The organism is Acidithiobacillus sp. TH-A117, from assembly GCF_057473465.1.
In genome coordinates this window covers 31,108-44,732 of sequence record NZ_JBYCKQ010000032.1, presented here as the reverse complement: position 1 = coordinate 44,732, position 13,625 = coordinate 31,108, and the positions used below count along the sequence as shown (strand labels likewise).

The window sequence follows — 13,625 nt, the reverse complement described above, 5'->3', positions numbered from 1 at the left end:
CCAGAATCCACATGGCCGAAAGACTGGAAGACAGGCCGACGTTGAAGGTGGCAAACAGATGCATGCCTTTACTGATTTTGCCCCAGCCGAAGACCATTAAGCCGATGAAGCCGGCTTCATACATGAAGGCGGTAATGGTTTCAAAGCCGAGGATGTTGCCGAAGAAGGGACCTACGGCCTGGGAGAAAGGGCCATAAAGGATGCCGAAGGCCATTTCCATGGTGACGCCGGTAGCCACACCTGCCCCGAAATTGATGATAAAGATTTTTTCAAAAAAGCGGTTGAGCTTGTACCAGCGTTCATCTCCGCTTTTCAACCATGCGAGCTCCATAAAAAAGAGCAGCCAGGACATGCCGATGGTCAAGGGCGTCCAGAGGATGTGCATGGAGGTGATCCAGGCAAAATCCAGTCGGCTCAAGAGCACCGGTAATGAATTTTCGATAACCATGATGATACTCCCTTTAGCATTGTTGCTATTAGTAACTACTGCCCGCTAAGACAGCAAATGCCGTGCCATCTGTCAGAGTGCAATGAAAGCCCACTGCATCAGTATCTTGTAATATAGATCGGAGATTTGGTGGGCATAACAACCATATCAGGGTGGTTCAAAAGAACCATATCACATAAAATAACCCAGTATAAAAGTATCTTCTTAAATTTTTATAGTCCAAATTGATGTTCTATCCTCACAAAATTAATGCGTTTCAGCCCTCGAATTGTTACAGTTGAGGAAACTACCCATCCGCCTGCTGGATTTGGCATACGTTCTTGATTGCGGAGGATATCCTTTGAAACAGGGCCAGGTATGTCGCTAAGGCAAAAGGTTTCCGTCACTGCCCGGCAGAAGTCCAACTTCTATCTGCTGGATCAGCTGACTGTGCTGCTCGGCCTGGTATTGTCCGGCCAGTTTGCCCGCTTCCTGATCCCGGATGTCCAGAACGGATGGTATCTGTCGGTATGGGCCAGTTCGGGGTTGTTTGTATTTGTCCTGATGCGCAGGGGGGGCATCTTGTTTCCCGGGCTGTGGTTGGGTGGGTTCTTAGACAACTGGTTACTGGGGTATAGCCCTTTTGACGCCCTGGGTTTTGCGAGTGGAGAGCTGCTTGCCGCATGGATTTCGTTACGTTTGCTGTATCGCTGGGCGCCTGACTGGCGATCGCTGGCGTATAAGACGGATTTTTTGCTGTTTCTGGCCTTTCCCGTTGGTTTGAATGGTGTGCTTGCCGGTGCCTGGGGACTGTTCTGGCAGCAAATATTTTACCAAGGACCGTGGCATCTGGCCCCTGCCCTGCTCCTCAGTAATAGCTGCGCGGTCAGTTTTGGTGTTTTGCTGCTGGGCACGAATTTATTGTCCTGGCAGAAGCCCTGGTCCTGGCAACGCCTGCTTGCCGAAGAATCCAGCTTCTGGTTTTTTTCGATTTATGCCCTAGTCGCGACAACCTGGCTTTTCTGGCAGCAGGATAGCGGATATCTGGGGATTGTCGGGTTGCTGTTTGTATTGTTCATGCCCATGCTCTGGGCGCTGACCCGCTTTCCTGTCGATGCCGTCTATCGCTTGGTACTGTTGGTGTTTCTGCTGGCCATGGCCGCTACTGCCCGTGGCCTCGGGCCTTACTCAGGGGCTACGGCCCTGCACCCCATCACCGTCCTGCAGATTATTGGAATAGGGATGATCAGTATCGGCCTTTTTGCCGCTGCCATGATTGCGGAGGCCGCACGCAACAAAGAGAAGCTGCGTCAGGGCAGCCGCTGGCTGGAGCGGCGCGTCGAAGACCGGACTCTGGCTTTGCGTCAGAGCCAGCAGGACTTGCTGGCCCGAGAGCGATTCATTCGTGCGGCCAGCACCGTGAACCGCTTGTTCTCGGAGAGTCTGGATCTGTCGGAAGATCAGGTTTTTCAGCGGTTTTGTGAAACCCTGCAGAGGCAATTACACCTTTCTCTAGCTTGGATTATGGAAGAAGGCCAGGGCATCAACGCCGTAGCGCTGCGCGCAGTGGCCGGTCCTCAGGCGGAAATGTTGCAGAGCATGCTGGAGCAAGCCCCCGGTCTGGTTCATCTCAGCCGTGATTCCGCTACGAGTATGGCCCGTGACTTTGTCTGGCCCGATGGGCATGCGGGTCATCTTGTCCTGCAATGTGCCGAAGAGGAGGGATTTGCGGAGGGGGTGACCGAGGTTCTGCAGCAGGTGACTCAGGATGTGCAGGATTTTTTGCAGCGTCAAAACAATCATTTTTCATTACAACGTACCCGCATCTTGCAGCAAGCCCTGTTGCGCGCTGGAGAAGCGATCCTGGCCGCCGAAGATATGCATGAGCTGCTCCAAAAAAGCTGCCAGCAACTGATCGATAGTGGCATTTTCATTGCCTGCTGGGTGGCGCGGCCGGGAGTGGATGCCTGTATGGACGCCCTGGCTTACGCCGGCTGGAGTGCGCCCAATGCGCTCCAACGACGCTGGCCGGTATCCGCAGATGTCCCCGAGGGACAGACGGTGGGTGCCAGAGCCTGGCGCGCCAATGGCCTGGTGGTTCAGCAGGATTATTTGTCCGATCCCTTGATCCAGTCCTGGCGCGCCGAAGCTCTGGATTACGGATGGCGTGCAGCAGCGGCACTGCCCATTGCTCACGATGGACAGCGCTGGGCGGTTCTGGCCGTCATTGGTGATCAGCCACACATGTTTTCCAGGGATATTTGTGACGTTTTGCAGCAGGTGGCGCGCCTGGTAGGACATGGACTGGACGAGCTGGTTCTGAAGCAAAAACTGGCTGAAGAAAAAATGCAGTTGACCTTGCTTGCCGCCCAGGATGCCACCATGCGCCGTTATCAGTCTGCAGTGATGAAAATCCAGCGCGATCTGCTGGATCGGGCAGCAGTGACGCAAATGTTTCCGGATTTGCTCCGTACCCTGGTACAGGAAACCAATGTGCTTGCGGCCTATATTACCTTGCCTGACCCTGAAAAGGCGCAGATCGGGAATTATTTTATCCAGTGCGATCATGTAGGCTTGCGCAGCGCCCTAGAGTCTTTCACAGACCAGCAAAATGCACTGGAATGGCCGGTAGCGGCCAGCCTGATCGGGCAATTTCTTCATCACCCCCCGGCGCAGATTCATCCCCTGGGTTATCCGGTCCCTCTGGTGAACAGCCTTTTCCTGCAAATGAATCCCCACCTCCAGAAGCTCGAACTGGTGAGCAGGCTCTGGGTCATCGCCGCTACGGACGACAGTCGACCCATGGCCATTCTGGGCGTTTTTAGTGAAAACCCGCAACATTTTACCGAGGCTGTTCAGCAACTGTATGGGCAGCTGGCCAACAGTATTGGTCTGGCCCTGCGCCAGGACGAATATCAGAAAACCATTGAAGAGGCCCGGCAAAAGCTGGAGAAAGTGGCGTTTTATGATCCTTTGACGGGCCTTGCCAATCGTCGTCTGCTGGAAAGCCAACTGGAGCAGGCCATGGCCCGGCATCAGCGGCAGGATGAAGTGCTGGCGGTATGCATGCTGGACCTCGATCATTTCAAACCCATTAACGATGAATTCGGACACGAGGCCGGAGATCAGGTACTGGTGACCTTGGGGCATCGTCTGGCTGAAGTGCTGCGCAAAAATGACATGGTGGGGCGCTTTGGTGGTGATGAGTTTGTGATTCTGCTGGAGTCTGTCCAGAACCAGGACGATCTCTATCAAATTTTGCGCAAAATTGAAAATGTAGTGACCTCGCCCATGCACTTGCAGACGGGTCAAAGTGTGCGCGTCGGATTGAGCATCGGCGTCAGTATCTATGCTGGTGGTGACAAAGTGCTGACCCCCGAAGAATTGCTCCATCAGGCGGATCTGGCCCTTTACGAAAGCAAGCATCATAAACAGGACCGGGACGCCTGTTGGATGCTGCATCAACCCAGTACGGCCCTGGAGCGGGCGCCGCTGGCGCAGCGGCTTCTCGCCAGCGGCCAGTTGCTGGTTTTATACCAACCGGTTTGGGATGCCCGGTCAAACAGGGTGGCAGGTATGGAGTCACTGGCCCGTCTGCGCGCGGAAGATGGCCGTATATTGACTCCCCGGGATTTTCTGCCGCAATTGCGCGGGGGGAATTTGTGTCATCTGACCCAGCGGATGCTGGCGCAGTCTCTGGAGGATCTCAAAAGTCTGGGGGAGGTAGGTGAGAACTTATGGGTTTCAGTCAATATTGATCCGCAATCCCTCAACAAACCCTGCATTCGCCAGATTCGCCAGATTATCCTGGATAGTGGTCTGGATCCGGCCCGCATTATTCTCGAAATTCTGGAGGGCAGCGATTTTCTGGAACGCAATTCCGCTCTGGAACTATTGCGCCAGATACGCGCCCTGGGCGTGCGTCTGGCGCTGGATGATGTGGGTAGTGCTTATGCCTCCCTATTGCGACTCAAGGACCTGCCGGTTGATGAAATAAAGCTGGATCAAGGCTTTGTGCGAACACTGGCCACCCGTCCGGAGGACTTGCATTTTGTGCTGGCGGTACGGGATCTGGCCCAGGGACTGGAAGTGGAACTGGTAGTGGAAGGGGTTGAAAACGAAGCCGTCATGGATGCCATGATGACTCTCAATATTCCGCTCCTGCAGGGACGGCACATTGCCCGACCCATGCCTATCATCCGTTTGCGCTCCTGGTTGCAGCGCAAACAACCCCTGCGCAAGTACCCCGCAACCATGCTGGGAATTTACGCCGCACAAATGGCCAGTCATAACCTGCTGTTCAAAATGGCCCGGCAAAATCCGCATTTGATGCAGGTTGAAACCCTCAGTCAGGCCCGTTTATGCCCCATCCATGACTATTTGCAGAATCTGGAACTAGACGACCAAAAGCGTTTGATGCGCCATCACCAATTATACCATCGGGAGCTGGGCAGTCTGCTCCGACAACTGGCAGAAGATCGCGATCAGGCCGACTGGATAGCCTGGAGTAAAGCCCAGGAAACTTTTCTGCATCTACTGCGCAATGCCTGGCAGGAGCAGGAACATTAAAACTTGCGATGGCGCGCAACCTTATCCTAAGCTTTAATTGAATCATGGATTTGTTCCTTTCTCGCTCAAGGAGTTTCCTCATGTCGGCAGCCCTGCTCAATGCTTCACCCGCCTGGCAACATTTACAGGCGCATCGTCAGACCTGGGAGGGCGTTACCCTGCGTCAGCTTTTTCAGGAAGATCCCCAGCGTGCTGCCTATTTTTCGGCAGAAGCCTGCGGGATTTACCTGGATTATTCCAAGCATCTGCTACGTCGCGAAAGCATGCACCTGCTCCTGGATCTGGCCCGCAGTCGTGACCTGGAGGCGCGCCGGGACGCCATGTTTGCCGGCGAAAAAATCAACTATACCGAGGGCAGGGCGGCATTCCATGTCGCCTTACGGGCACCCAAGGGTACGGTTATGCGGGTTGATGGTGTGGATGTGGTTCCCGAGGTGCATCAGGTCCTGGATCATATGGCGGAGTTCACCCAGGCCATTCATTCGGAATCCTGGCGAGGGGCCACCGGAAAACCCATCCGCCAGATCGTGAACATCGGCATTGGCGGATCCTACCTGGGTCCGGAAATGGCCTGGAAGGCACTGCGGGCTTATCGGCATCCCCATATGCAGCTGCATTTTGTGGCCAATGTGGATGGTGCCACCCTCAGTGAGGTGACCGCGCATCTGGACCCGGCGGAAACCCTGTTCATCATTTCCTCGAAAACCTTTACGACTCTGGAAACCATGACCAATGCCCATGCCGCCCGGCAATGGCTGGTGGATGCTCTCGGCGAGGAGGCGGTAGCCCGGCATTTCGTGGCAGTTTCCACCAACGCCGAAGCGGTCAGGGCTTTCGGTATGGATACGGAGCATATGTTCGGTTTCTGGGACTGGGTGGGTGGCCGCTATTCCATGGACTCCGCCATTGGCCTGTCCACCATGCTCGGGGTCGGCGTGCAGCATTTTCAGGCCATGCTGGCTGGTTTCCATGCCATGGACCTGCATTTTCAGAGCGCCCCGCTGGAGAAAAACCTGCCGGTTCTGCTGGGCCTCCTGTCCATCTGGTACAACAACTTCTGGGGCGCACAAACCCAGGCGATCTTGCCCTATGCCTATGATCTGGCCCGCTTCCCGGCGTATTTGCAGCAATTGCAGATGGAAAGCAACGGCAAAAGTGTGGATGAGGCGGGGCAATGGCTGGCCGTGGATACCGGGCCTATTATCTGGGGTGAGCCCGGTACGGACGGACAACATTCTTTTTATCAATTGATTCATCAAGGCACCCGCCTGATTCCCTGCGATTTCATCGGGTTTTGTCATCCTCTCAGTGATTCTGCGGAACAGCACGAATTGCTCATGGCAAATCTCATTGCCCAGGCGGAAGCCCTGGCTTTTGGTAAAAGCGCGGAGGAACTGCGCAGTGAAGGCGTGGCCGAGGCCCAGATTCCTTTCCGTACCTTTGCCGGGAACCGGCCGAGCAGCGTTCTGCTGGTGGATGCCTTGAGTCCCCATAGTCTGGGAACCCTGGTGGCCTTATATGAACACAGCGTATTTACCCAGGGGGTCATTTGGGGCATTGATTCTTTTGATCAGTGGGGCGTGGAGCTGGGCAAGGTGCTGGCGCAGCGCATTGTGTCTGATCTGCAGGGCAAAACCCATCATCCCCATGACGGTTCCACCTCGGCCTTGCTGGAGCGCTATTTGCGGCGGCGCGGTCATTGATGCAGGGAGTAGTAACCCCTCTTTGCCATCACCGAGATCTCCGAGAAACTTGGACGTGGTCATAGTGCGGTAAAGGGGGATCTAAATAGATTGGCGGTCTCTGTTTTGCTTGTCGTTGAGGCAGGTCGGGAACTTTTACCCGGCTGTGGTTTTCCAATAAAAGATTATCAGCTGGATTGAAGAGCCGCCCAACCATATGAAACAGCCTATTATTCTGGCCATTACGGCCATATTTGCCTGGGGGAGCGTCGCTTGTGCCGCTGTTCCGCCTTTGCCGCCCATGCCCACCCTGCCGCCGCCGCCGCCCATGCCAGCGCCACAATTGACGGGTATCCAGTCTGCCGTTTTGCTGGACGTCAACAGTGGTCAGGTGCTGATGGCGGAAAACGATCAAAAACCCGTCAACCCCTCGGGGCTGGTGAAGCTTATGACCGCCTACCTGATGTATCAGGCGGAAAAGCAGGGTTTGGTCCAGCCTGATGAAAATGTCCATGTGTCGAACGATGCCTGGCATGCCCAGGGGTCGCGCATGTTCATCCAGCCGGGGCTGCCGGTGACCATGTCCGAACTGACCCACGGACTATTGATTGACGGCGGCAATGATGCGGCCATCGCCATTGCCGAAACGGTGGCGGGCAGTGTCGGTGGTTTTGTGGATCTGATGAACCATGATGCCGCTGCCATGGGTCTGCAACATACTCATTTCACCAATCCCGACGGCTTGCCCCAACCGGGGCAAAGCAGCACGGCGCTGGATATGGCCCGGTTGTCCGAGCACCTGATCCAGACCTACCCGCAAGTCATGCAGGTGGCGGGTAAGGTGTCTTACACCTACAACCATATTACCCAGTACAATTATAATCCTCTCGCCGGCCAGAATGGGGTGAATGGCCTGGGCGTAGGGTTGGCCGGAAAAAACAGCTGGAATCTGGCGGTCAGTGCCACCCGGGACGGTCGTACCCTGGTGGCGGTGGTGTTGGGGGCGCCTTCCCGCAGTGCGGCGGGCAGCGATGCCAGCGCCTTGCTGCATTATGGCTGGAACGGCTGGCATAATGTCTCCCTTTACTCAGCGGGAACCATAGTGGCCCGGATCCATAACGGCGACTGGAGTCCGGCGGCGGTGAAAGGCATTACCGTAAGTCCTGTGGAGGTTTCTGAACCTAAGCAGCAGAAAAGCCAGTTACAAACCCGTTTTGTCGCTATTCCCGATTTGAAGGCACCCCTCGCGGCAGGAGCCGATCTGGGTACGCTGCAAATTTCCTGGCATGGTCATCTCCTGAAGACGGTTCCTGTACATGCCCAGACTGCGGTAAAACCGGCAGGATGGTTCACCCGTCTGGTCCACGAAGGCGAGTCCTGGTTATGAGCAGCCTGGAGATCAAGCTGTCTGCCGTTCAGCGGACCAGGAGCTGATTTTGGCAACGCGTGGAAAGTCTCCCCGGCGCCGCTGGGTATTCTGGACGCTTGTGGTTCTGCTGCTGGTTGCGCTCAATATCGTAGTGGGCATCGGTGTCTGGACCTGGCGAATCTGGCAGGAGTTACCCCCGGTTGTGCAGCTCGAAAATTGGCATCCCCAGGAACCTTTGCGCATTTATGCGGACAATGGTCATTTGCTCCAGGTAGTCGGGCCGCAATTGCGTTATGCCCTGCCCCTACAACAAATCCCCAAAACCCTGCAGGAAGCTTTCATTTCGGCGGAGAATTCCAAATTCTACAGTCATAATCCGATGTATTATCCGGTCAGTTTTCCCGGAATTATCCGGGCGGCCTTTGTGGATCTGGTACATATGGCACCAGTCCAGGGTGCCAGCACCATTACCGAACAGGTGGCCCGCAATTTTTATTTGACCCCCAAAAAAACCATCACCCGCAAGGTGGCGGAGATTCTTCTGGCCTATAAACTGGCAGCGCGTTTGCACCGACCTCAGATTCTGGATCTGTATCTCAACAAGATTTATCTGGGTGAGGGCGCTTACGGCGTCGAGGCGGCGGCGGAGACCTATTACGGTAAAACCGTCCAGCAACTCAGTATTGCCGAAATGGCCACCCTGGCAGGTTTGCCCGCAGCACCTTCGGACTTCAATCCCATTGCCTCTCCGGCATCGGCCAAAACCCGGCGGGATTATGTGTTACGGCACATGGCGCGCTATGGATACATCAGCAAGGCCCAGGAACAAGCAGCTCTGGCCGAACCCATCAAAGCCCATTATCACGCCCCGGCCAGCAATATTGCGCCTTATGCCACCGACTGGATCCGGAACTGGCTGGAAAAGCATTTTGGTGCTGACTTCACCTATCGCACCGGGCTGCGGGTGTACACCAGCATCAATCCCGTCGATCAGCGTGCAGCGGATCGGGATATTGCCGTGGGTCTCGAAAATTACGGCATGGGTCTGGACAGTATGGATCCCAAGGCCTGGCATGGTCCCATTGCCCAATTGTCGGCCAGCGCCATGGAAACGGCTCTGCAAGGCCAGCGTCCCAGCCAGTTGCCCCATCATAATCCCGCCAATTTGCACTGGGGGGTCGTCGTCAAGGCCACGCCGGCCATGGCGACGGTATCCTTCGAAGGCCGCCATCTGGTGCATCTGACTCTGCGCGACGTGGCCTGGGCACGTTCAGCGCCCAAGGGCAGTCCGCCGACGGCGGTCAACCAGGTGCTGCAGCCGGGTGATCTGATCTGGCTGCGCCGCTATGTGGTGGCTGCCACCTCGGGTACCGGTAACCCGGTGTGGGGAACCAAGGTCTGGCACACTATTCCCCATGGCGGCTGGCAACTGGCGCAAATACCCCATGTGCAGGGCGCTCTCGTGTCTCTGGACAGCCATAGCGGTGCTATCCTCGCCCTGTCGGGAGGGTTCAGTTATGAGCTCAGCCATTTTGACCGGGCCTTGTACGCCTTCCGTCAACCGGGCTCGGGATTCAAGCCATTTGTGTACTCATCGGCCATGGATGCGCCGACTTATCTGGCCAGTGGCCGCAAACATTATCTGACGCCGGTATCGCTGATTGCCGATACCCCGCTGGTGATTCATCTCAGCGACGGGCAGGTTTATGCCCCGACCAATTACAGCCGGACTTTTTCCAATATTCCTTTTCCGGTTTGGGAGGACCTGGCAGACTCCCATAATGTTCCCAGCGTGCGGCTGTTGATGCATGTGGGTATTCCCTACGCCAAGCGCTACGTGGAACGCTTCGGGATTCCGGCCAAACAGATTCCCGCTTCGCCTTCCATGGTGCTGGGTTCGGGAGATTTTACGCCCCTGCAGATTGCCCGGGGTTATGCGGTGTTTTCCAGTGGCGGGTTTTTGCCCCATCCCTATTTGATCCGGAAAATCGTCACCGCTCATGGCACGACGGTTTCCTTGCTGGGTTGTCCCCTGGGTTATCGCCCTCCGGCAAAGCAGACAGTGATTCCCCCCGGAGTGGCCTTTTTGATGACGCGCATGATGGAGCGGGTGATCCGGGTAGGTACCGGGGTGGCTGCGCAGATTTTGCATCGTCATGATCTAGCCGGGAAAACCGGCACTACCAACCACGAAGACAATGCCTGGTTCAATGGTTTTAATCCCAATATCACCACTTCCGTCTGGGTGGGTTACGACAATAATCAATCCATGGGGACTTGGGCGGCAGGCGCCCGCGAAGCCTTGCCGATCTGGATTCGTTACATGCATACGGCGCTGGCGGCTTATCCTGATGCAGGTTTCTTCCAGCCGCCTGATGTGGTGACAGCGCATTACAATCCCAAAACCGGGAATCTCGCCCCCCGGGATGATCCCGGGCACAAGTATCCTTTGGGTTACTTTCTTGCCGGTTATCTGCCGCCCAAGCCTAAACCCAAAGTCAGTGCAGAAACCCGGAGTTTCATTCATGCGTTGATGCAGATTTTCTAGGAGACTGACGATGAAGCAGTGGCTGGCCCTGATTATTATCGCCCTGTGTTTCTGGGGGGCTTTTGAAGTCAGCCATCACTGGCTGGTACAGCATCCGGATCGCCCGGATCAGCGGACCCTGAAGGTGATTTCCCCATAAGCGAAAGCAGGAATACTGAAATACCCCGGTGTAAACATCTGTGCTACATTTCCACGGCTTTAACTGGGATGTTGTGAAATTACAGCCATTATCAAAGGAAAATATTATGCGCCGTATGTTGACTGCCGCTTTATTGTTGACCGGTTCGCTTTCTGTTTCTGCGGTGGCGGCCGATGCGCCCATGCAGCCCGGGCTCTGGGTGATGCATGTTTCCGGAGTCACCAAAGTTTCTTCGCCTCCGGTCAGTACGCCCATGGAACGCAGTACGCAGATTTGCGTGAAAGCTCATCAGAAACCAGAGTCCGTTTTCCTGCCACAGGGGAGTGATCGCTGCACCGGCAGTCATAAACTCCTGCCCGATGGAAAAACCCAATGGACTTTCCACTGTCAGGCACCCGGAGCCTCCATCACCCAGGTGGGTTGGTTCCGGACCAGTCCCCATCATCTCCATGCCCACTGGGTGATTACGGCAGCGGTCCACAGTGAAGCCCATTACGAAACGACCACGGATTTGCAGATGCAGGGTACTTATCTCAGCGCCTACTGTGGCAAGGTGAAATAAGCCAGCGGGATGAGCCCCAGAACAACAGGCAAGGGGCGTTGGAGCGAAAAAAGCCCCTGCTCATCGCCGTTTAATACGAGTTAATACGGGTTACTGGCGCAGCAGTTCCAGAAAAGCCCTGCTGCTGTGACTGGCTTCCCGGCGATATAATACTGAAAGACGATGCTGAATGCGCGGTTGTGTATTCAGGGTGATCAGTCCCGGGCGCTGACCACTGCCGTCATTCAGCGCCGAAACAAAACTTACGCCCAGGCCGCAGCGCACCGCATCGCGAATGGCCGCCAAACCGCTCAGCTCATAACGGATTTCCGGATATATTCCGGCCTCTTTCAAGGCCTGCAGGGCATGGTCACGAATGCCCGAGCCTTCTTCCCGCCAGACCAGCGACTCCGCAGCCAGTGCCCGGAGAGGCAGAGCGGCAGCAGCCAATCCCAGCCAGTACGGATTTTCCGGGGCCAGCAGGACAATGGTCGTTTCCCGCAAGGTTTCCTGGACCCACTCGGCATGTCCTGGCGCTGTCAGATCGTCCTCGACAAAAATCAGGTCTGCCTGATCACGCATGGCCCGGGCAGCGCGACTGTTGGTGGCCGTCAGGCGTAACGAGACGCTGGGATAAAGTTGCTGAAATCGGGCAATAGCCTGAGGGAGCAGGCTTTCGGCATTGCTGTGACTGGCGAGATGGACAGGGAACCGCGTAACATTTTTTCGGTGTCCTGACAGAGGGTCCGGGCATCTTCCAGGGCGTTTTCGATTTGTTCGGCAATACGCAGCAGCGCCATGCCCATGGCCGTGGGAGTGATGCCGTGACGGGTCCGTTGATAGAGCGCTTCGCCGACGATTTCCTGCAAGTTTTTAAGACGATGCGATACCGCCGGTTGGGTCATGAACAGGCTTTCGGCTGCCGCATGGAGATTACCGTGCCGCGCTGCCTGGGCCCAGACCAGCAGTAAAACCGGGTCAATACGCTGATGCAGCATGTCTGCTTTTCCCCATTGTAAAATTATCTATGCTTATTTCACCCATGAAAAACTAGCATTGGATGCATAAGCTGTCCAGGTGCAAGCTGTCCTCATATTCATTGAGCAGGAAGCCGCCGTCATGAAAATATGGGCTGAAGCACCCGGAAAAGATCCCCGCGAAATCATTCGTCATTTCACTCCCAACTGGTTCGCCGCCAATATGGGTACGGGTATTCTGGCGCTCATGCTCGCGGAGTTTCCCTATGGGGAGTGGGGACAGAAAGTACTGGCTCAGGGCTTATGGATCATCAATGTCGGGTTTTTTGTGCTCTTTGCCCTGTTGTTCATGGGGCGGGCGGTGTTTTATCCGGCCAGTTTCCGACGCCTCTTTCAGCATCCGGTACAATCCCTGTTTATTGGTGCCATTCCTATGGGCTTTGCGACCATTATCAATGGCCTGCTCATCATCTGGCCGATCACGCCCCTCACCCTGCAGTTCACCCTGATTTTGTGGTGGATAGATGTGGCCATGGCACTGTTTTCCGTGCTGCTGGTGCCCTTTTTCATGTTTACCGCACAGGAACACAGCGTGGAGCGCATGACTGCCGCCTGGTTGCTGCCCATTGTCCCACCCGAGGTGACGGCGGCCAGTGGCGGATTGCTGGCCCAGCATCTGGCCCCGGCGCTGGGCAGTACGGTCATTTACCTGAGCTATCTGCTCTGGGCCGTTTCGGTGCTGCTGGCCATGGGCATACTCGCTATCCTGTTACTGCGACTCACCCTGCACAAGCTTCCGCACCAGGATATGGCGGTATCCGCCTGGCTTCCATTGGGACCTCTGGGTACCGGCGCCATGGCCATGATCACTCTGGGCGGCGCCGATAAAATCGTATTTGCCGGAGGCCCCCTGGCCGCCATGAGTCAGTTTGGAGCCATGGCGGGACTATTTATCGCTCTGCTTCTCTGGGGGTTTGGGTTCTGGTGGCTGCTGATGGCAGTGTTTTTTACCCTGCGTTATCTGGGAGAGGGGCTGCCCTTCAATATGGGCTGGTGGGGTTTTACCTTTCCCCTGGGCGTATTCAACGCCGCCACTTATTTGCTGGCCCGGGAAACCAGTTGGCCTGTGCTTCTACCCCTGGGCGCTTTCTTCACCATCGCTCTGGCCAGCTTCTGGATCATCGTCACCCAGCGCAGTTTTGTGGGCATGTGGAGCGGACGCCTGTTCCGTGCCCCCTGCTTGTCGGTGGAAACCGGGCTACCGGAACCCATTTGTGTGGACGCTGCGGAAAATACCGCCGGCGACGATCTCATGCACTCCCTGCGGGAGTAAAACGTGTGATCAATGGAATCGTCCTGTTGTGTAATTCCAT

General features: G+C 55.9%; 10 protein-coding genes. 7 read left to right on the top strand and 3 right to left on the bottom strand.

All coding sequences use genetic code 11. From position 1 onward, the window contains the following. The coding region (locus AC2VLR_RS08085) for a cytochrome ubiquinol oxidase subunit I (protein ID WP_486881678.1) at positions 1-448 on the bottom strand (448 nt) is incomplete at its 3' end. A 357-nt stretch (positions 449-805) separates the two neighbouring features. On the opposite strand from AC2VLR_RS08085, the gene AC2VLR_RS08080 reads away from it, so the two are divergent. The 6 genes from AC2VLR_RS08080 to AC2VLR_RS08055 all read left to right on the top strand — a co-directional run bounded on the left by AC2VLR_RS08080 (position 806) and on the right by AC2VLR_RS08055 (position 11,296). After that, positions 806-4,996 carry a bifunctional diguanylate cyclase/phosphodiesterase gene (locus tag AC2VLR_RS08080; RefSeq protein WP_486881677.1) on the top strand — a complete coding sequence of 1,397 codons (4,191 nt, stop codon included), beginning with the start codon at positions 806-808 and terminating at the stop codon, positions 4,994-4,996. Between the two features lie 80 nt (positions 4,997-5,076). After that, positions 5,077-6,699 (top strand): glucose-6-phosphate isomerase, encoded by a 1,623-nt coding sequence (pgi, locus tag AC2VLR_RS08075; RefSeq protein WP_486881676.1) that lies wholly within the window; start codon positions 5,077-5,079, stop codon positions 6,697-6,699. 196 nt (positions 6,700-6,895) lie between these two features. Next, complete coding sequence (locus AC2VLR_RS08070; RefSeq protein WP_486881675.1) at positions 6,896-8,065, top strand: D-alanyl-D-alanine carboxypeptidase family protein; 1,170 nt, start codon at positions 6,896-6,898, stop codon at positions 8,063-8,065. Between the two features lie 49 nt (positions 8,066-8,114). Then, positions 8,115-10,595, top strand: a complete 2,481-nt coding sequence (locus AC2VLR_RS08065) for a penicillin-binding protein 1A (protein WP_486881674.1) — start codon at positions 8,115-8,117, stop codon at positions 10,593-10,595. 10 nt (positions 10,596-10,605) lie between these two features. Further along, positions 10,606-10,734 carry a hypothetical protein gene (locus AC2VLR_RS08060; RefSeq protein ID WP_264319166.1) on the top strand — a complete coding sequence of 43 codons (129 nt, stop codon included), beginning with the start codon at positions 10,606-10,608 and terminating at the stop codon, positions 10,732-10,734. A 106-nt stretch (positions 10,735-10,840) separates the two neighbouring features. Continuing rightward, on the top strand, positions 10,841-11,296 hold the full coding sequence (locus tag AC2VLR_RS08055) for a DUF3617 domain-containing protein (RefSeq protein ID WP_486881673.1): 456 nt from the start codon (positions 10,841-10,843) through the stop codon (positions 11,294-11,296). A 90-nt stretch (positions 11,297-11,386) separates the two neighbouring features. Here the strand turns inward: AC2VLR_RS08055 and AC2VLR_RS08050 are convergent, their stop codons facing one another. Next, entirely contained in the window at positions 11,387-11,932 is a 546-nt protein-coding gene (locus AC2VLR_RS08050) for a LysR substrate-binding domain-containing protein (protein WP_486881679.1), read from the bottom strand. Next, positions 11,887-12,273 (bottom strand): LysR family transcriptional regulator, encoded by a 387-nt coding sequence (locus tag AC2VLR_RS08045; RefSeq protein ID WP_486881672.1) that lies wholly within the window; start codon positions 12,271-12,273, stop codon positions 11,887-11,889. Before AC2VLR_RS08045 ends, AC2VLR_RS08050 begins: the two co-directional genes overlap by 46 nt. Positions 12,274-12,394: 121 nt before the next feature. Here AC2VLR_RS08045 and AC2VLR_RS08040 point away from each other — a divergent pair, with 121 nt between their 5' ends. After that, complete coding sequence (locus AC2VLR_RS08040) at positions 12,395-13,585, top strand: TDT family transporter (protein WP_486881671.1); 1,191 nt, start codon at positions 12,395-12,397, stop codon at positions 13,583-13,585. Positions 13,586-13,625: the final 40 nt, after the last annotated feature.

Coding starts and splice junctions, on each gene's coding strand:
- AC2VLR_RS08080 (WP_486881677.1), top strand. CDS start 806: ATGTCGCTAAGGCAAAAGGTTTCCGTCACTGCCCGGCAGAAGTCCAAC.
- pgi (WP_486881676.1), top strand. CDS start 5,077: ATGTCGGCAGCCCTGCTCAATGCTTCACCCGCCTGGCAACATTTACAG.
- AC2VLR_RS08070 (WP_486881675.1), top strand. CDS start 6,896: ATGAAACAGCCTATTATTCTGGCCATTACGGCCATATTTGCCTGGGGG.
- AC2VLR_RS08060 (WP_264319166.1), top strand. CDS start 10,606: ATGAAGCAGTGGCTGGCCCTGATTATTATCGCCCTGTGTTTCTGGGGG.
- AC2VLR_RS08055 (WP_486881673.1), top strand. CDS start 10,841: ATGCGCCGTATGTTGACTGCCGCTTTATTGTTGACCGGTTCGCTTTCT.
- AC2VLR_RS08045 (WP_486881672.1), bottom strand. CDS start 12,273: ATGCTGCATCAGCGTATTGACCCGGTTTTACTGCTGGTCTGGGCCCAG.
- AC2VLR_RS08040 (WP_486881671.1), top strand. CDS start 12,395: ATGAAAATATGGGCTGAAGCACCCGGAAAAGATCCCCGCGAAATCATT.